A 16,683-nucleotide genomic window follows, 5' to 3' on the forward strand; every position below is an offset into this window, starting at 1 on the left:
TAACAACCAATCATTACTTACAAGCAATGGTTGGTTGTTAAATTTAGAATTACCAAGCTGCACAAATATCTATGCAATTAGTAGCGCTGTATGAGGTCCAAGTAACACCATTAGCACAGGTACATGTAAAACCACCCTCGGCCTGACGGCCTGCCATAACGCCTCTCATTTCATTTCTTGTAAGTTTACCTGTCATGTTTGAAAGGCTAATTTTTGCTTTTTTCATAATTTGTTTTAAATAATTAGGTTAAAATTAATTTATTATCGACAATCGATAATCCGCCACGTGCACTTGGTTTCTTTTATTAAAAAACGAATGTAAGATAATTTCATCAAATATAGTGAACGAGCAACATAATCCTTATGCGAATTTATGCGAATTTATTTAACAAAATATTTAGATATGAAAAACTTATTAAATCAACCTGTTGGGTGCATTTATTAAAAAAATTAGTTAGAATGTTTTTTACGTAGTAAAATTGATCAAAGAAAGTATGAGACCTGTTCATAAAACTAATTTTCTAATTGTCAATACAATTTTGCAGTAAAAACCAATCGAACTTACAAAAGTTAACATCAAGCAACTGGTTCCAATTTGACCTCTTCACAATTATTAAATAATTTAAAATTTTGCTACAAACAAAAACAATTTTAATTCATTTAATGCGTTAGAACACATTTCTATCTTTTTTTGTTTGCTTAACAAAAATATAATCCATATTATTGTAATATTATTCTCCTATATTTGTAATTATTAAAAATTTTGGGTCCTGTGTTTTTTGTACAGTAAAAGTAAAAAGGAAGGAAGAGATATCGAGAATCATTTAAGTAATTGATTTGCTGGTTATAGATATGATTTTCTATCTAAAATTAATAGAAAAATAAAAATTATCATAAAAACCAAATTACACCCAACGAGTTAAATTATATTTTAAAAAAAAGTAATATTATGAAAAATAAACTGCGAAAAGCCAGACTAAACAAAGGGTTTTCTCAAGAAGAAATGGCAGATTTAATAGGAATGTCTCAGCCTAACTACTGCCGAAGAGAAAAAGGTTTGAAAAAAATTTTGGATACTGAATGGATCAAAATGGCCCAAGAATTAGGCGTAAAAAAGGAAGACATTTACGAATCAGACGATCAATTAATGCTAAATAAAAATATAGAAGAAAACAACTCACGCAATAATCGTTCTTTTATCGTCCCAGATTTTGTTATAGATCATATTAAATTATTAAAAGACGAAAATAGGGAACTTAAAGAAAAATTAAAAAAATACGAAATCTAGAAATGGTTAACAAAAACATTTTTACTATTCTTTACGGATTGTTTATTAAAACAATGTTGATTACCTTGAATAATATTAAATAATTATTTCCAATAAATTTAAGAAACTATAAATTGATCTTCTCGAAGAAAGAGTTTTTATAACTCTCACTTATCGGGATGCTTTTTTCGGCAATGATTACTTTATTTTTCTGGGTGGGATTTGGTTTGTCAAAAGGAAATTTGAATAAGACTAAAATTCTTTCTCTTCAATAATATATTTATGCTCCAAAATTTCAGTCAAAACTTTCGGATTTGTATTCGTGTAAAAAACAGGTTCGCTGTTTTCTGCCGATGAAAAACCTACTTTATCTTGCAAGATATTTTGTGTTTGTTTAGCAACAGCTTCACCAGAATCTATAATTTGAATGTGTTCTGGCAGAATTTTTTTTATTTGAGGAATTAGATAGGGATAATGACTGCAGCCTAATACTAAATAATCAATGTTGGCTTCAATCATTGGAGTCAGGTAGGAGTGAAGCAATTTATCCATTTCTGGTGAATTGATATCCCCGTTTTCAATTAATTGAACTAGTCCGTGACCTACTTGCTCTATTATTTTTGTGTCTTGGTACTTTTCGGTCGTTTTATTGAATAGTTCACTGTTCAAGGTTCCTTGTGTCGCCAGAATGCCTATTATTTGTGTTTTAGAATGGATCACTGCTGGTTTTATTGCAGGTTCTATTCCAATAAAAGGAATGCCGTATTTTGCTCTTAACTCCTGAATAGCATTGGTGGTTGCAGTATTACACGCTACTACAATTAATTTACAATCCATTGCAAGCAATAAATCGGTGTTTTTCATACTCAGGGCAATTATCTCTTGTTTAGACTTTTGTCCATATGGGGCATTTTTACTATCTGCTAGATAGATGGTTCTTTCATTGGGTAGTAATTTATGGATTGCTTTCCAAATGGAAGTTCCGCCAATCCCTGAGTCAAAAATTCCTATAGGTTGATTATTGCTATACATAAAAACAAAGTTACGTGCTGGAATTTGAATTTCCTAAAATTTATTTTAAACAAAAAAACTGCTCAAGCCTAAAATAAGGGTGAGCAGTTTTGTACGCGTATCGATTTTTCTTAGAAACCTAAATCTTTTTTTACATCAGCAGTCAAGTTTGGACCGTCTGCAAGTAATAGAGATGCACCATCTAAAACATACTGGAATCCTTTAGCTTTACCCACTTTTTGGATTGAAGCTTTTACTTTATCCATTAATGGGTTTATAATGTCAGATTGTTTTTGTTGCAATTCTTTTTGAGCATTGTCTCTAAAGTCTACAATTCTTTTTTGCATGTCTTGAACTTCTTTAGAACGCTCTCCATTTACAACTTCAGTAACTGTCGCAGCTTCTGTTTCGTATTTTTTCAATTTTCCTTGGTATTCTTCAACCATTTTTTTGTAGTCAGCATCATACGTAGTACTCAATTTATCCAATTGTTTTTGAGCGTCTAGCATTGCTGGCATTTTTGTCATAATCTCAGTTACATCAACATGAGCAGTTTTTGCTTGTGCAATAATTGTTTGGTTTGCTCCTAAAATAAAAATTGCAGCAATAAATAGAGTTTTAATTTGTTTCATCGTTTTTAAAATATTTAATAATTAATTTTTGTTTGTATTTTCTTTTAATTTTTCTTCTCTCGCTTTTCTAATGGCTTCTCTGTCTTCCAGTATTTTTTTTCTTTTTTCGTCCAATGCCTTCTTACGGTCTTCTAAAACTTTCTTGCGATCTTCTAATGTTTTTGCTCTTGCAGCTGCTTGTTTTAGTTTAATATCTTCAACCACTAGCCTCGTGCTGTCTTTAACTGTTGCTGTTTCTATACCGCCTATTTTAGCATTTGCAGAAACCGTGCCATTTTTTTTAGCTTCTCTATCGGCTATAATTTGTTTTCTTTTATATTCAAATTCTTGTTTCTTTTGCTCTTGAAGCAATTTTCTATCAGCGAGTATTTGATCTCTAGTCGTTTTTTTATCATCCAAGAGTTTTTGCCTTTCTACTAATGCTGGATTTTGATCCAATGCATCTTCTTTTTTCTCTTTGGTTTCTTCTTCTTTTAGTTGTTTTTTAGTCAACTGTTCTCGTTTTTCTGTTCTGTTCAATGTGCGTAAAATTTGATCGCTGATATCAAATCTTTTTGCGGCAAATAACATAGTCAAGTCAGACGTCTTGTCAAATATAAAATCATATTTTAATCTTTCTGCAATATCTTGGACAGCTGTAAAAACTTGATCTTGTATTGGTTTTACCAAAACAGATTTTTGTAGCATCAAATCTCCATTGGCGCCAAATCTTTTTTGTTGGTAATCCAAATTTTCGTTTTCAAGAAAATTAATTTCTGTTTCTCTTTCATCAATTAATTCTTTGGTCAATAAAGCTCTTTCTGCTTTCAAGGCTTCCTTTAATTTATTGATTTCAATTTTCTTAGTATCAATCTCCAGTTTCCATTTTTCAGCCTTTTGCTCTAATTGAGAATTTGCTTCCGTATAATCGGGTACATTTTGTAAAATGTATTCCATATCAATGAAGCCTAGCTTAGTTCCTCTGGTTTGTGCGTCAATTGTTTGTACAACGACTAACGCTAAAAATAGATATAAAAATTGTTTTCTCATAACGGTACTGTATTAGAAAATTTAAAATCAATTTTTTTTAGAATTGTTGCCCAATGATAAAATGGGTTTCCCATCCATTAGCTTTTGCTTGCCCTGGCAATGTGTCAAAACCGTGACCAAAATCAATTCCCAATAAACCAAATGCTGGCATAAATACACGTAATCCAACTCCGGCAGAACGATTTAAGGCAAAAGGATTATAGCTTTTAAAATCCCTAAACGACGATCCTGCTTCCATAAATGCCAATGCATAAATTGAAGCCGATGATTTTAACGTAATCGGATAACGTAATTCCATTGAGAATTTATTAAAAACAGTGGCTCCAATTTGATCTCCTACAGCATTTACTGGCGTTAGTGAGTTGTTAGGATATCCTCTCAATTGTATTGTTTCTCTACCATCCATTGAATAATTTGCTAGTCCGTCACCACCAAGATAGAATCGTTCAAAAGGAACAACTCCTCTGTCTTGATTGTAGGCCCCAAGGAACCCAAACTCTGTTAAAGTTCTCAGTACTAATTTACCATAAATTTTTGTATACCAGTCTGCTTTGAACTTTATTTTATAATATTCTAACCATTTAAAACGCTCTTGATCTACTTTGCTGACATTTGTAGCCGCAAGTGTGTAGTCAGAAACTTTGTTTCCATTGGTATCAATATAATCTCCTATCTGTACAATATTGCCATTTGCATCTGGAACATTTAAGCGGTCAACAGTATTTTTCAACTTGTATTCTTCTTGATCGCCTAATGTTGAGTAATTAACTCCGTTTAATAAGGAATATGGAGGGGTTAATTTAGCTGAAATACTAAACTCCGATCCGTACGTTGGGAATATTGGATTTACCCCTTTATTACTTCTTGTTAATCCTATGGTGTACGCCATATTTCTAGAGGTACCGTCTCCAAAAGTAAATAAGCCGGTATTGTAATTATTTAAATCATAATGTTGGTAACTTAAGGATTGTGACAACACAAAGAAATCATCTGGAACTGTCAGTCTTTTGGCTAAACCAACGGACAATGTCATGATGTTAAAACTTTTGGTTTTATCGGCTCTTTGTGTAACAAAATTATTTAAAAATTGTTTACTGTACGATATTGAGCTACTAAATTGAACCGGTTTTTTTCCGCCAAACCAAGGTTCTGAAAATGAAACACTATACGTTTGAAAAAATGTGCTGGCTTGTAAACGTAACGATACTTTCTGACCGTCTCCCATCGGTAATGGTTTGTAAGCATCTTTTTTAAACATATTTCGCGCAGAAAAGTTGTTGAAAGATAATCCAAGAGTACCAATAAAACCACCTCCACCATAACCTCCTTGAAGTTCAATTTGGCTAGAACCTTTCTCTACAAGTTGATATTCAATATCAACCGTTCCTGCGCCTGAATCAACATTTTTAAACGCTGGATTGATAGCTTCCGGGTCAAAAAATCCTAATTGTCCAATTTCACGAATGGTTCTTACTAATTCTTCTTTGCTGTATTTTTCTCCTGGTTTTGTTCTTAACTCACGATAGATTACGCGGTCATTTGTTTTGTCATTTCCAACAACAGTAATTTTGTTAAAATAGGCAATCGGGCCTTCAGTGATTCGTATTTCAAAATCAATAGTGTCATTAGCAGTCCTTACCTCAACCGCATTTATATTTGAAAATAAATAACCACTATTTTTATATAAATTGTCAATGTCGTCCCCATCCGGTTTAGAGGCATCAGCGATTCTTTTTTGTAACAGCACACCATTGTAAGTCTCTCCTTTTTTAACACCTAATACTTGGCTTAATCCTTGATCGGTGTAAACGGTATTTCCTAAAAATTTAATGTCTCCAAAGTAATATTTATTGCCTTCCTCTACATTTATTGTAATAGCTAATGCGTTCTTTTCTTTATCAAAAGTAACGGAGTCCGATAGTATTCTGGCGTCTCTATATCCTTTTTCTTTATAAACCGAAATTACTTTTTCTAAATCAGTTTTATATTTTTCTTTTATAAATTTAGATGCTTTTAAGACTCGAAGGAAATTCTTTTGTTTCGTATCCTTCATCGCTTTTCGCAAGGCTTTGTCGGACAGTTTTGTATTTCCTACGAAATCAATTTTTTGAATTTTTACTTTCTCTCCTTTGTCAATACTGACAAGCATGTTTACGGAATTTACTGTTGATGTATCTTTAACAGTGTTTATGTTTACTTTAGTGTTATAATAACCGTCTTTTTTATATTTATTTTCTATGTAGTTTCTAGTCGTGGTAATCAAGTTTTCGTTTACTACTTTACCTTTATTTAAACTATTGTCTTTTATTAAAGCTTCTGTTTTGGTCTTCTTAACCCCTACAAATTTTACTTGGTTTAACTTTGGTAACTCTACAATATTTAAATCAAGATAAATACTGTCATTCTGTACCTTATTTATATAAAATGAAATTTCATCAAAGAGACCCAGTTTTCCCAGTTTTTTAATTGCAGCACTAATTTCTTCACCCGGGATTGTTATTTCTTGTCCTTTTTCTAAACCTGCAAAAGTGACTACCGTTTGAGAGTTGAAACTGATATCTCCAACAACGGTTACATCGGCTAAAATGTATTTTTTTCCCTGATCAAAAGGAACTCTTTCTTGCGCTTTAACTTGTGTAAAACTTCCAAAAATCAAAACGGTAAGGACTATTTTTATGCTTTTATTTAACACTAAAAAATTATTTAATTTGTTCACTTGTTTTTCCAAATCTACGTTCTCTTTTTTGATAACTAATGATAGCCTCATATAAATCTTGTTCTTTAAAGTCTGGCCACAATATATCCGTAAAATATAATTCTGAATAGGCAATCTGCCACAACAAAAAATTACTTATCCTATGTTCTCCACTTGTTCGTATTAATAAATCTACGTCCGGTAAATTTTGCGTGTAAAGATGCTCATTAATAATGGAATCGTCAATACTGTCTATTGAAATTATATTATTTTTAACTTTACTGCAAATGTTTTTTACAGCAGTGACAATTTCTTCCCTTGAACCATAGCTTAAAGCCAGTGTCAATGTCATTTGTGAGTTGTCTTTTGTTTTATCAATAACATCAAGTAGTTCTTTTTGCGCTGATTTTGGTAATTTTTCTAAAGTACCAATAGCATTCAGTTTGATGTTATTTTTTTGGAGTGTTACAAGTTCTTTTTTCAAGGAGTTGATGAGGACTTTCATTAAAGTTTCAACTTCTAGTTTTGGTCTGTTCCAGTTTTCAGTGGAAAAAGCATATAAGGTAAGAAATTCGATGCCAAGTTTAGCACTGGCTTCGATTATTACTTTAACTGATTTTGTTCCGCTTTCATGACCTAAAGCTCTCAAAAGTCCTTGTTGTTTTGCCCAACGACCATTACCATCCATTATAATGGCTAAATGTTTCGGCAAGTTATTCTTGTTAATTGTCTCTAGTAAATTCATTTTTTTATTCTGCACAATAACAGGGTTTATTCCCAAAGGTGTAGGTTAAAGTTACGCCTGAAAAAACATACCAATCATTATTATTTATATTTCCAAATCGGAGCGATTCCAAATTTTTGTTTTCGGGATTACTTCCGTCTATGTTATCTGTCAACGTATATCTTGCGCCTACTTCTGCAGCCAAGATTAAATTAGGAGTAATATTCGATTTTATTCCTACAGTCATTGGGACTGCAAACGAGCCTGTGTTTTCAATTTTTTCAGTTTCTCCGTCTAGTACATACAATGCGTGATATCTAAAATAACTTATGCCGGAATGTACATAAGGAGTGATTTTAGTACTGGAATCATGAAGATTAAAATCAAAAAAGTTGAATTCAAGGCCTAAAGATACTTCTTTTATAGTGTTTTTAAAATTATAGCCTCTTTGGTTTCTGCCTGCTTCTTTTGAATCTAAATCATTGGAAGCGATACTTGATTGCGTATAAGAAAATCGATACGCATGTCTGGCGCTTTTATTCCATTTATATAGCAATCCAAAAGCAGGTTCATTTGGTGATATATAAGTAGTAGGGCCAACATCTCCGATAAAATTACTTCCGCCTAAAAAAACACCAACCTCATGTATCTGAGCATTGGTAGCCATTAATGGGAAAAAGCAAAAAAATAAATAAAAAATTTTGTTCATTTAATCAAAAATTGCGTGCAAATATAATAATTATCAATTCGATTCAATACCCAATCAGTTAAATGTGTGTTTTTTTAATAATTAACTGCTAAACTCACAGGAAGTAAATATTTATTATACTAAAACGGGGAAAATTGATAAAATCGTATAGGGCTTGATTAAAATGATTTAATTCCTTTTGTCTTCTCCCCAAAGTAGTTTGTTGCGGAGTGTTTTCAAAAATGTTTCCTCGGGAATTTCGACCATATTAATTTGAAAAGGAGTTTTCTTTAAAGTCAGAATCGATTCATTTTTGACCGAGGTAACTCTAGAATCTAAGGATACCAAATAGTATTCCTCTCTTCCTGAAACTTTTAAACGGATTTCAGTTTCATCAGGTACTACAAGAGGTCTTGCGGTAAGATTGTGAGGGGCAATAGGAGTAATAACCGTGCTTTTTACATCAGGTGTTAAAATCGGGCCACCACAGCTGAGGGAATATCCTGTTGATCCAGTTGGTGTTGAAATGATTAAACCGTCAGCCCAATACGAAGTCAGATACTCGTCGTTCAAATAGGTGTCAATCGTAATCATCGAAGTGGTGTCTTTTCGACTGACCGTAATTTCATTCATGGCAAAATTAATTGCGTCAATAGATTCATTTGGTGGCGTACACGTCAAACTCAGTAAAGCTCGTTTAGAAATCGTGTACTTTTTATCGATAACAAATTGCATAAATGAGGCAATATTCTCTTTTTGTACCGATGCTAAGAAACCCAATCTGCCGGCATTTATACCTAAAATAGGGATGCCGGAATCTCGGACTAATGTTGCGGCTCTTAATATAGTGCCGTCTCCGCCGATGCTTATCAGCATATCAAAACTGTCATCTAGTTCCGTATGGGATGTGAACGTTTTGTATTTTTTTTCTACAATTTTCCTTTCGTTTAGCATCTCTAGAAAATGAGTCTCAATAATCATTTCTACATTGTTCTTGTTAAAAAAAACAAAGATGTCGTTTATGATGGGTTCCGTACTGTTTTGATAATATTGACCGTAGATAGCTACTTTCATCTTTTTGATTAATCGTTTAATGGTGATATGTTTATTTTGGCATTTATCTGATCCGACTAATAATCGGCTAAATAAAAACTATATATTAAGGTACTTGTCTAAATAATCAGAGCGCTCTTTTAAATTATTGATATAATTGTCCTCCTGATGCTCTGAAATGATTTCGTAATTGTATCTTCTGAAAGTTTGTATGATTTCATTCATCGCGCCCAGAGTTATTTTCACAGTAACTTCAACACTCTCAACATCCGCTTCTGAGATGAACAGACCTAAAAGTTTTCCGTTATTGCTTTCTATAATTTGGGTAATTTGACTCATAGAGTAATCTAAAACCCCTTTTTTAACCACAATTATTCCGCCTGGTTCTTTTAAAAAAGGTGTTTCATGAAAAAACTTCATTATGTCTTCTATTTCATAATATCCCACGTAAGTATTGTTTTCGTCCAAAACAGGAACTAAATTAGTATGGTTTTTTGCGAAAACTTCTAAAACATCCAGCCATATCGTGTTTGTTCTGGCGAAAAATCCTTCAAGAGTAAAGCGATAATCCACTACTTTTTTTTGACTTTCAAAAGTCTCTAAGTCTTCGGATGCAATACTGCCAATGTAAACTCCCTCTTCAACAATCGGAAAATGTGAAAAGTGTAACTCGCTAAAAAAGTCTTGAACGGCCGCAACAGAATCGTGGCTGTCAATCGCTTTAAAATCATTGGTAATATATTCTGTAATTTCTGTCATAAATCAGTCGGCAATATTTCATGCAAAATAATCAAAAATAAGCAAAATCTCCTAAGTTTTACTTTGTATTTTTGCTCCAAATAAATACTACTATCAAAATCAAAAAGTGTTCTAATGACAAAGTTAAGTGTAAACATCAATAAAATAGCTACTTTGCGAAATGCTCGCGGAGGAAATGTTCCTGATTTATTAAGAGTAGCCACCGATATTCAAAAGTTTGGTGCCGCGGGAATCACCATTCATCCCCGTCCGGATGAACGTCACATACGTTATCAAGATGCCCGAGATTTAAAGTCTGTTGTTTACACCGAATATAATATTGAAGGAAATCCAGAGCAAACATTCATTGATCTTGTTCTCGAAATAAAACCTACTCAAGTAACTTTGGTGCCAGATGCAATTGATGCCATAACTTCTAATGCAGGTTGGGATACTATAAAGCATGCTTCGTATTTAACCGAAATTGTTCAGGAATTTCAACGCAACGGAATAAGAGCTTCCATTTTTGTAGATCCTGTTCTCGAAATGATTGAAGGCGCAAAAATAATTGGAGCCGAAAGAATCGAGTTGTACACCGAGGCATTTGCGCATCAATACAGTTTAGGAAATCCAGATGCAATAAAACCGTATGTGGAATCATCAATTTTAGCCAATGAACTTGGATTGGGAATCAATGCAGGTCACGATTTAAGCTTGGACAACATTCAGTTTTTTAAGCAAAATATTCCGGGACTACTCGAAGTTTCTATCGGTCATGCTTTAATTTCCGAAGCTATTTATTTAGGCTTGGATAATGTGGTAAATATGTATTTGCAAAAATTAAAATAGTTTTTTAAACCATTAAGAAATTAAGATGGATTAAGTCAAAAGCTTGATAACTTTAATTTCTTAGTGGTTTGTAATTTAAATTATAACGTTAAAATCTAAAATCATATGCTTTTTTCAAAAATAGAAGGCTCAGGGCAACCGCTTTTAATCCTCCACGGATTCTTAGGAATGTCTGATAATTGGAAAACACTCGGAACGCAATTTGCGGCTGATTTTCAAGTTCATTTGCTCGATTTGCGCAACCACGGTCGAAGCTTGCATTCCGAAGAGTTCAGTTATGAGATCATGGCTCAGGATGTTTATGACTATTGCCAAGCTCATACTTTAGAACACATTAACATCATTGGTCATTCGATGGGCGGAAAAGTAGCCATGCTTTTGGCCGCAACTCATCCAGAATTAGTGCGTAAATTGGTTGTAGCTGATATTGGGCCAAAATTTTATCCGGAACACCATCAGGATATTCTGGCGGGATTGAATGCCGTTGATTTTTCAAAAAAACCAAGCCGCAACGAAGTCGAAGCAATCATGACTAGTTATGTTCCTGATTTTGGAACCAGACAATTCTTAATGAAAAATTTATTTTGGCAAGAGCCGGGACAACTCGCCTTCCGATTTAATTTGGCAGTCTTCAATAATAAAATGGATGAAATAGGAATTGCATTACCCGAGTATTTAATTTCTAAAGTACCAACATTGTTCATCCGTGGTGGAAATTCCAAATATATTTTAGAAAGCGATTTCGAAAATATTAAACAACAGTTTCCTGATTCAAGCATTGAAACAATTCCGAATGTAGGGCATTGGCTGCATGCCGAAAACCCGACCGCGTTTTATCAAAAGGTGACTTCTTTTTTGAAATGAACTTGATAATTTTAAATTTTCACTACATTTATTAAAATTTTAAAACAAAAATTCATGAATTTATTGATCAAAATTCTTATCACTTCAGGCTTAGTATTGCTTATTGCGAATTTTATGCCGGGTGTTCATGTGACTGGATTTACTACAGCATTAATTGTAGCAATAGTGCTGGGGTTACTTAATATCTTTATCAAACCAATTTTAGTAATACTTACATTACCGGTTACCATTATTACTTTAGGTCTGTTTTTATTGGTTATTAATGCACTTATGATTTTGTTGTGTTCAAAAATTGTGGGAGGATTTAGCGTCGATACGTTTTGGACTGCCTTATTTTTCAGTATCATATTGTCAGTATTACAGTCCATAATGAATGGAATATTAGGCGAAGGAAAGTAACGAATTCTTTTTAACACGTATTTGTGAATGAATTAATTTACAGTATTTGTTAATTTGATACCTTTGTCATTCTATAATTTAAACGATGTCTAAAAAGTTTTACATAGTGTTATTAGTTATGCTTGGTTTCTTTACGACACCAAGTGTGGCTTTTGCATCTGGGATAAAAACGGAGAAGGCATGTTGCAAAAAAGAATCTGCGTCAAAAAAAGATAAAAAAGAGTGCTGTAAAAAGGAACCTTCCTCAAAAGAGGATTCTCATGAAGGCTGCACTGGCGCTTGTAAAAATAGTACTTGCAGTAGTTCATCCTTTTATCTGGGGATTTCTTCGTTGTTTTACACCGAAGTGAAAAAGCACCTCTTTAGTTTTTCTACTGAAAAACAAAATTATTATTACTCAGAAATCTTCATTTCCTCTGATTTTCGTTCTATTTGGCTTCCCCCTAAAATAAGCTAAATTCCTTTTTTGACAGCCAAAAAACTGTCTTCCTGAAAGCAAATTATGCTTTTCAAATCATTAATTTTTTGTCGTTTACAATATGGAATATAGCAAAACAGGCTATTATTTTCACTATAGTTTGCGACGCATTCACCTCAAAATTATTCATACAATGAACTCAATAAAAAGAATATTGATGGCAATAGTTGTGTTGCTTTCAGTTACAACAGCAAGTGCCCAAATTAAAAACGCTACAACAGAAACGGTAAAAATATACGGAAACTGTGATATGTGTAAAACAACTATAGAAACCGCCGGAAACCTAAAAAAAATGGCGAAAGTCGAGTGGAATAAAGACACCAAAATGGCAACCCTTACGTATGATTCCACTAAAACAAGCCAAGACGAAATATTGAAACGTGTTGCTTTAGCGGGTTACGACAGTGATAAATTTCTTGCTCCGGCTGCTGTTTACGACAAATTACACGGATGTTGTCAATATGAAAGAGAAGCTAAAGTAGCTGTTTCAACAGAAATGAAAATGGAAACCACTACTACAGAAAATCATGCAAACCACGCCAATCATTCTGATACTGCAGCTGCAAAACAACAGCAGGTTGATACTAAATTAAAAGTTGTTTTTGATAGTTATTTTCTTTTGAAAGATGCTTTGGTAAAAACTGATGGCAAAGCTTCTGCTACTTTAGCGAAAGACGTTTCAACAGCATTAAATGCAGTAAAAATGGACGAGCTTGCAATGGATGTTCACATGATTTGGATGAAAGAAATGAAAGGTTTAATGGCTAGTGCCAAGAATATTTCAGAAACTCAAGATATCAAACGTCAAAGAGAATTTTTCATTCCTTTTTCAAAATCGATGTATGAAGTGATAAAAGTAGCTAAATACGACACTCCGGTTTACCTTCAGTTTTGTCCAATGGCAAATGACGGTAAAGGAGCAAACTGGCTGAGCAAAGAAAACGCGGTTAAAAATCCATATTACGGTTCTCAAATGATGTCTTGTGGAAAAACGGTCGAAACCATTCAATAAATAAGAATATAAAATGAAAAAGATAATCCTGTTACTCAGTTTAGTAATCAGTATTTCAACTGCAACTGCCCAAATAAAAATTGGAGATAATTTGCCTGATTTTGAACTTAAAAATAATAAAGAGACAGCAATAAATTTGGAGACTTTAAAAGGGAAAACGGTCTTAATTGACTTTTGGGCTTCATGGTGCGCACCTTGTAGGCTGGCTAATAAAAAGTTAGCTCCTTTATACAATCAGTATAAAAATGAAAACTTCGAAATCGTAGGAATATCGTTGGATACCGATAAAACGAAATGGATGAATGCCATAGAGAAAGATAAATTGGTATATGAGCAATTAATCGATTATAGAGGTTTTGATGCAAAATCAGCCCTTCTTTTTGGAGTAGAAGCGCTACCCAATTCGTATTTATTTGATGTATCAGGGAAGTTAGTTGCCATCAATCCTACGGAGGAACAAATAATAATGCAAATAAAAAAATAAAGGAAAATGAAAAAAATAATTTTAAAATTCATTGGTATCGCTTGTTTGGTTTTAATATCAAGCGCAAACTCTTATTCTCAAATCTCAAAAGCGGAAATAATGGCAACCGGTTTAACGTGTTCTATGTGTTCCAATGCTATTAACAAACAACTGAAAGCAACAGTAGGTGTGGATAGCGTGAGTACTGATTTGAATACGAATACTTTCACGGTTTATTTAAAAAAAGAGAGTAAAATAACGCCACGAGTATTGAAAGAAGGCGTTGAAAAAGCAGGCTTTTTTATCGGTTCATTAGTAATTACTGTGCCTACAGAAAGCCTAAAACCAGAAGGCAATAAAACTATTTCATTCAACGGATCAACTTTTATTTTATTGAATGAAGAACTTAAAAACAGTACCGGAGAGACTAAATTAAAGATTTTTGACAAAGGATATGTAACTCAAAAAGAGTACAAAAAATTGCTCAAAACGTTTTCAAAAACAGCCTCATATTCATTAGATAACGAAGATGATTACCATATCAAAACTGTAATTTAATGAGAAAATTTTTAATCGTATTCACGTTTTTTATTGTTCAGGGGATATCGGCTCAGGAGCTTTTTGTAGTTACGGATCCGGCAAGCAATGTTCCTGCGGGTTCACTAGGAATTCGTTTGGGGCAATCCATTTTTAAGGAACAAATGGAATCAGGATATAGTTATCACTTCATGCCCGAAGTTACTTGGGGTGTCAATAAAAATTTGATGGTTAGAACATCAATGTTTGTGAGCAGTAGAAGCAATAAATTGGTGGCAGAAGGCGCTAGTTTTTACACTAAATATCGTTTCTTTTCCACGGATGACTTGCAGAGTCATTTCCGAATGGCAGCATTTGGAAGATATAGCTTTAACAATGCAGATATCCATCAGGAACAAATAGAAATTATGGGACACAATACCGGTTTTGAAACGGGAATTGTAGCTACTCAACTTATAAAAAAGATAGCCATAAGCGCTTCTGTTAGTTTTGAAAAAGCCTTTGATAATAAGCCGGATTATAGATTTCCTATTGCACAAAGCGATAACGCCACTAATTATACATTGTCGTTTGGGAAATTGGTGTATCCAAAAAAATATACTAGTTTTAAGCAAACAAATATTAACACGATGCTGGAGTTTGTTGGACAAACCTTAAACGAAAACGGAAAATCGTATTTAGACATTGTGCCCTCTATTCAATTTATTATCAACAGCCAAGCACGAATTGATGTTGCTTATAGACACGAATTATACAGTTCTATGTTGCGTTCTGCGCCAAATGGATTTTATTTAAATTTAGAATATAATTTTTTCAATGTTTCAAAATGATACAGGTGATGATCATTTTCCTTTAAATTTCAGAAATAATAGTCAACCAGCAGAGCAATTCACTACAATAATTAACAATTAATACTTTATTAAATGAAAAATATATTTTTATCAATAATGACATTAGCCCTTGTGTCAGTTTCATGTAACCAAAAGAATAAAGAAACAACAAGCGATTCACCAGTTGCAACCAAAACAACTTCGGAATTGTATTCGTGTCCGATGCATCCCGAGAGTATTGGCGAAAAAGGTGCAGAATGTCCCGAATGTGGTATGGAACTCACCGAGAAAGTGAAGCAAAAAAAAATATTGAAAAAAAATGTTCCTAATACGACTGCTGTTAAAACGGAAAATACAGCTGCTGCAAATTCGTTTTCTATTAATGAAATAGTAAGCAGTTATTTAATGCTTAAAAATGCATTGGTTAATGATGATTCTGATGGCGCTGCCAATGCTGGAAACGCGTTGTACACCACGTTTGAAAAAGTAAATTCTAATACTATTTTAAATGAGAAGCTGAAAAACAAATACAATGACATCGCTGTAAATGCAAAGAAACAAGTGAAATATATTGGTAAAAACGCCGGGAAAATAGCTCGTCAAAGAGAATATTTTGCCTTGGTGAGTAAAGAAGTACATGATTTGATAAAAACTTTTGGAACAAATCAAAAACTGTATCAGGATTATTGTCCAATGTACAATGAAGGAAAAGATGGGTATTGGATAAGCGAAACTAAAGAGGTTAAAAATCCCTACTATGGTTCTGAGATGCTGAGCTGTGGCAGAATCGTTGTGGCAATTTAATCGCGATGAAACTCGCTATTAAAAATATGGTGTGCGATCGCTGTAAAATGGTTGTGAAATCAGAGCTTGAAAAAATGGGAATATTTCCTGTTTCAGTGGAATTAGGAGAAGTGGAACTTTTAGAAAATTTCAAAGAGAATCAAAAGCAAGAGTTACAAATAAAATTACAATCGCTAGGATTCGAATTGTTAGAGGATAAAACAACGATACTTACAGAGAAAATAAAATGTCTTATTATTGATTTGGTACACCATCAAAATAATAAATTAAAAACTACTTTATCACATTATTTATCAGAACAATTAGTGCAAGATTACAGTGCTTTGAGTAGTTTGTTTTCAGAAGTTCAAGGCACAACTATTGAACATTATTTTATTGCTCAAAAAATTGAAAAAGTAAAGGAGTTATTAATGTATAAAGAATTAACTTTAAGTGAAATTGCAATTAAATTAAATTACAGTGATGTAGCACATTTGAGCAATCAATTTAAAAAAATCACGGGCGTAACGCCAAGTCATTTTAAACAATTAAAAGAAAATAACAGATTGCAAATTGATGAGTTGTAAAATTTACAAATCATTTCCAAAATTCTACAACAGTCAAAATATTA

Annotated in this window: 20 protein-coding genes; 11 read left to right on the forward strand and 9 right to left on the reverse strand. The window is 33.0% G+C overall.

The genetic code is table 11. From position 1 onward, the window contains the following. Nucleotides 1–49: 49 nt before the first annotated feature. Nucleotides 50–196 (reverse strand): hypothetical protein, encoded by a 147-nt coding sequence (locus tag ACNQGJ_RS03800; protein WP_417969915.1) that lies wholly within the window; start codon nt 194–196, stop codon nt 50–52. Between the two features lie 753 nt (nt 197–949). Here ACNQGJ_RS03800 and ACNQGJ_RS03805 point away from each other — a divergent pair. Next, a complete protein-coding gene (locus tag ACNQGJ_RS03805) occupies nt 950–1,288 on the forward strand; it encodes a helix-turn-helix transcriptional regulator (RefSeq protein ID WP_417969913.1) in 339 nt (112 codons plus the stop codon). A 231-nt stretch (nt 1,289–1,519) separates the two neighbouring features. Here ACNQGJ_RS03805 and murI read toward each other — a convergent pair whose 3' ends face one another. From murI to ACNQGJ_RS03845, 8 genes are all read right to left on the reverse strand, one after another. Then, nucleotides 1,520–2,299, reverse strand: coding sequence for a glutamate racemase (gene murI, locus ACNQGJ_RS03810; protein WP_417969911.1), 780 nt, complete (start codon nt 2,297–2,299; stop codon nt 1,520–1,522). Between the two features lie 110 nt (nt 2,300–2,409). Beyond that, on the reverse strand, nt 2,410–2,910 hold the full coding sequence (locus ACNQGJ_RS03815) for an OmpH/Skp family outer membrane protein (protein WP_417969909.1): 501 nt from the start codon (nt 2,908–2,910) through the stop codon (nt 2,410–2,412). 21 nt (nt 2,911–2,931) lie between these two features. Further along, nucleotides 2,932–3,939, reverse strand: a complete 1,008-nt coding sequence (locus ACNQGJ_RS03820) for an OmpH/Skp family outer membrane protein (protein ID WP_417969907.1) — start codon at nt 3,937–3,939, stop codon at nt 2,932–2,934. A 37-nt stretch (nt 3,940–3,976) separates the two neighbouring features. Beyond that, on the reverse strand, nt 3,977–6,706 hold the full coding sequence (gene bamA / locus ACNQGJ_RS03825) for an outer membrane protein assembly factor BamA (protein ID WP_417969905.1): 2,730 nt from the start codon (nt 6,704–6,706) through the stop codon (nt 3,977–3,979). Beyond that, nucleotides 6,639–7,379 (reverse strand): isoprenyl transferase, encoded by a 741-nt coding sequence (locus ACNQGJ_RS03830; RefSeq protein ID WP_417969903.1) that lies wholly within the window; start codon nt 7,377–7,379, stop codon nt 6,639–6,641. Before ACNQGJ_RS03830 ends, bamA begins: the two co-directional genes overlap by 68 nt. A gap of 4 nt (nt 7,380–7,383) precedes the next feature. Further along, nucleotides 7,384–8,067: a type IX secretion system protein PorG gene (porG, locus tag ACNQGJ_RS03835; RefSeq protein ID WP_417969901.1), complete on the reverse strand. Its 684-nt coding sequence runs from the start codon at nt 8,065–8,067 to the stop codon at nt 7,384–7,386. Between the two features lie 168 nt (nt 8,068–8,235). Then, entirely contained in the window at nt 8,236–9,120 is an 885-nt protein-coding gene (locus tag ACNQGJ_RS03840) for an NAD kinase (protein WP_417969899.1), read from the reverse strand. Between the two features lie 78 nt (nt 9,121–9,198). Then, nucleotides 9,199–9,858, reverse strand: a complete 660-nt coding sequence (locus ACNQGJ_RS03845; protein WP_417969897.1) for a CBS domain-containing protein — start codon at nt 9,856–9,858, stop codon at nt 9,199–9,201. Between the two features lie 114 nt (nt 9,859–9,972). Here ACNQGJ_RS03845 and ACNQGJ_RS03850 point away from each other — a divergent pair, with 114 nt between their 5' ends. The 10 genes from ACNQGJ_RS03850 (at nt 9,973) to ACNQGJ_RS03895 (ending at nt 16,639) form a co-directional block, all read left to right on the forward strand. Continuing rightward, nucleotides 9,973–10,686 (forward strand): pyridoxine 5'-phosphate synthase, encoded by a 714-nt coding sequence (locus ACNQGJ_RS03850; protein WP_417969895.1) that lies wholly within the window; start codon nt 9,973–9,975, stop codon nt 10,684–10,686. 105 nt (nt 10,687–10,791) lie between these two features. After that, nucleotides 10,792–11,550, forward strand: coding sequence for an alpha/beta fold hydrolase (locus ACNQGJ_RS03855; RefSeq protein ID WP_417969893.1), 759 nt, complete (start codon nt 10,792–10,794; stop codon nt 11,548–11,550). Between the two features lie 54 nt (nt 11,551–11,604). Beyond that, nucleotides 11,605–11,949, forward strand: a complete 345-nt coding sequence (locus ACNQGJ_RS03860) for a phage holin family protein (protein ID WP_417969891.1) — start codon at nt 11,605–11,607, stop codon at nt 11,947–11,949. Nucleotides 11,950–12,034: 85 nt separating this feature from the next. Then, nucleotides 12,035–12,406 (forward strand): hypothetical protein, encoded by a 372-nt coding sequence (locus ACNQGJ_RS03865; RefSeq protein ID WP_417969889.1) that lies wholly within the window; start codon nt 12,035–12,037, stop codon nt 12,404–12,406. Between the two features lie 154 nt (nt 12,407–12,560). Further along, nucleotides 12,561–13,439: a DUF3347 domain-containing protein gene (locus ACNQGJ_RS03870; protein WP_417969887.1), complete on the forward strand. Its 879-nt coding sequence runs from the start codon at nt 12,561–12,563 to the stop codon at nt 13,437–13,439. A 13-nt stretch (nt 13,440–13,452) separates the two neighbouring features. Next, the gene (locus ACNQGJ_RS03875) at nt 13,453–13,923 is read left to right on the forward strand and encodes a TlpA family protein disulfide reductase (RefSeq protein WP_417969885.1); all 471 of its coding nucleotides are present in this window, start codon (nt 13,453–13,455) and stop codon (nt 13,921–13,923) included. A gap of 6 nt (nt 13,924–13,929) precedes the next feature. Then, on the forward strand, nt 13,930–14,460 hold the full coding sequence (locus ACNQGJ_RS03880) for a heavy-metal-associated domain-containing protein (RefSeq protein WP_417969883.1): 531 nt from the start codon (nt 13,930–13,932) through the stop codon (nt 14,458–14,460). Next, entirely contained in the window at nt 14,460–15,269 is an 810-nt protein-coding gene (locus tag ACNQGJ_RS03885; RefSeq protein WP_417969881.1) for a hypothetical protein, read from the forward strand. The genes ACNQGJ_RS03880 and ACNQGJ_RS03885 overlap by 1 nt, the downstream gene beginning before the upstream one ends. Nucleotides 15,270–15,362: 93 nt before the next feature. Further along, nucleotides 15,363–16,073, forward strand: coding sequence for a DUF3347 domain-containing protein (locus tag ACNQGJ_RS03890; protein WP_417969879.1), 711 nt, complete (start codon nt 15,363–15,365; stop codon nt 16,071–16,073). Nucleotides 16,074–16,078: 5 nt separating this feature from the next. Beyond that, nucleotides 16,079–16,639 carry a helix-turn-helix domain-containing protein gene (locus ACNQGJ_RS03895; RefSeq protein ID WP_417969877.1) on the forward strand — a complete coding sequence of 187 codons (561 nt, stop codon included), beginning with the start codon at nt 16,079–16,081 and terminating at the stop codon, nt 16,637–16,639. Nucleotides 16,640–16,683: the final 44 nt, after the last annotated feature.

The organism is Flavobacterium cryophilum (genome assembly GCF_048286555.1).
Classification (GTDB): domain Bacteria; phylum Bacteroidota; class Bacteroidia; order Flavobacteriales; family Flavobacteriaceae; genus Flavobacterium.

Excerpts from the sequence above, each read along its gene's own strand:
- ACNQGJ_RS03800 (WP_417969915.1), bottom strand. The coding sequence starts at position 196 with ATGACAGGTAAACTTACAAGAAATGAAATGAGAGGCGTTATGGCAGGC.
- ACNQGJ_RS03805 (WP_417969913.1), top strand. The coding sequence starts at position 950 with ATGAAAAATAAACTGCGAAAAGCCAGACTAAACAAAGGGTTTTCTCAA.
- murI (WP_417969911.1), bottom strand. The coding sequence starts at position 2,299 with ATGTATAGCAATAATCAACCTATAGGAATTTTTGACTCAGGGATTGGC.
- ACNQGJ_RS03815 (WP_417969909.1), bottom strand. The coding sequence starts at position 2,910 with ATGAAACAAATTAAAACTCTATTTATTGCTGCAATTTTTATTTTAGGA.
- ACNQGJ_RS03820 (WP_417969907.1), bottom strand. The coding sequence starts at position 3,939 with ATGAGAAAACAATTTTTATATCTATTTTTAGCGTTAGTCGTTGTACAA.
- bamA (WP_417969905.1), bottom strand. The coding sequence starts at position 6,706 with ATGAGGCTATCATTAGTTATCAAAAAAGAGAACGTAGATTTGGAAAAA.
- ACNQGJ_RS03830 (WP_417969903.1), bottom strand. The coding sequence starts at position 7,379 with ATGAATTTACTAGAGACAATTAACAAGAATAACTTGCCGAAACATTTA.
- porG (WP_417969901.1), bottom strand. The coding sequence starts at position 8,067 with ATGAACAAAATTTTTTATTTATTTTTTTGCTTTTTCCCATTAATGGCT.
- ACNQGJ_RS03840 (WP_417969899.1), bottom strand. The coding sequence starts at position 9,120 with ATGAAAGTAGCTATCTACGGTCAATATTATCAAAACAGTACGGAACCC.
- ACNQGJ_RS03845 (WP_417969897.1), bottom strand. The coding sequence starts at position 9,858 with ATGACAGAAATTACAGAATATATTACCAATGATTTTAAAGCGATTGAC.
- ACNQGJ_RS03850 (WP_417969895.1), top strand. The coding sequence starts at position 9,973 with ATGACAAAGTTAAGTGTAAACATCAATAAAATAGCTACTTTGCGAAAT.
- ACNQGJ_RS03855 (WP_417969893.1), top strand. The coding sequence starts at position 10,792 with ATGCTTTTTTCAAAAATAGAAGGCTCAGGGCAACCGCTTTTAATCCTC.
- ACNQGJ_RS03860 (WP_417969891.1), top strand. The coding sequence starts at position 11,605 with ATGAATTTATTGATCAAAATTCTTATCACTTCAGGCTTAGTATTGCTT.
- ACNQGJ_RS03865 (WP_417969889.1), top strand. The coding sequence starts at position 12,035 with ATGTCTAAAAAGTTTTACATAGTGTTATTAGTTATGCTTGGTTTCTTT.
- ACNQGJ_RS03870 (WP_417969887.1), top strand. The coding sequence starts at position 12,561 with ATGAACTCAATAAAAAGAATATTGATGGCAATAGTTGTGTTGCTTTCA.
- ACNQGJ_RS03875 (WP_417969885.1), top strand. The coding sequence starts at position 13,453 with ATGAAAAAGATAATCCTGTTACTCAGTTTAGTAATCAGTATTTCAACT.
- ACNQGJ_RS03880 (WP_417969883.1), top strand. The coding sequence starts at position 13,930 with ATGAAAAAAATAATTTTAAAATTCATTGGTATCGCTTGTTTGGTTTTA.
- ACNQGJ_RS03885 (WP_417969881.1), top strand. The coding sequence starts at position 14,460 with ATGAGAAAATTTTTAATCGTATTCACGTTTTTTATTGTTCAGGGGATA.
- ACNQGJ_RS03890 (WP_417969879.1), top strand. The coding sequence starts at position 15,363 with ATGAAAAATATATTTTTATCAATAATGACATTAGCCCTTGTGTCAGTT.
- ACNQGJ_RS03895 (WP_417969877.1), top strand. The coding sequence starts at position 16,079 with ATGAAACTCGCTATTAAAAATATGGTGTGCGATCGCTGTAAAATGGTT.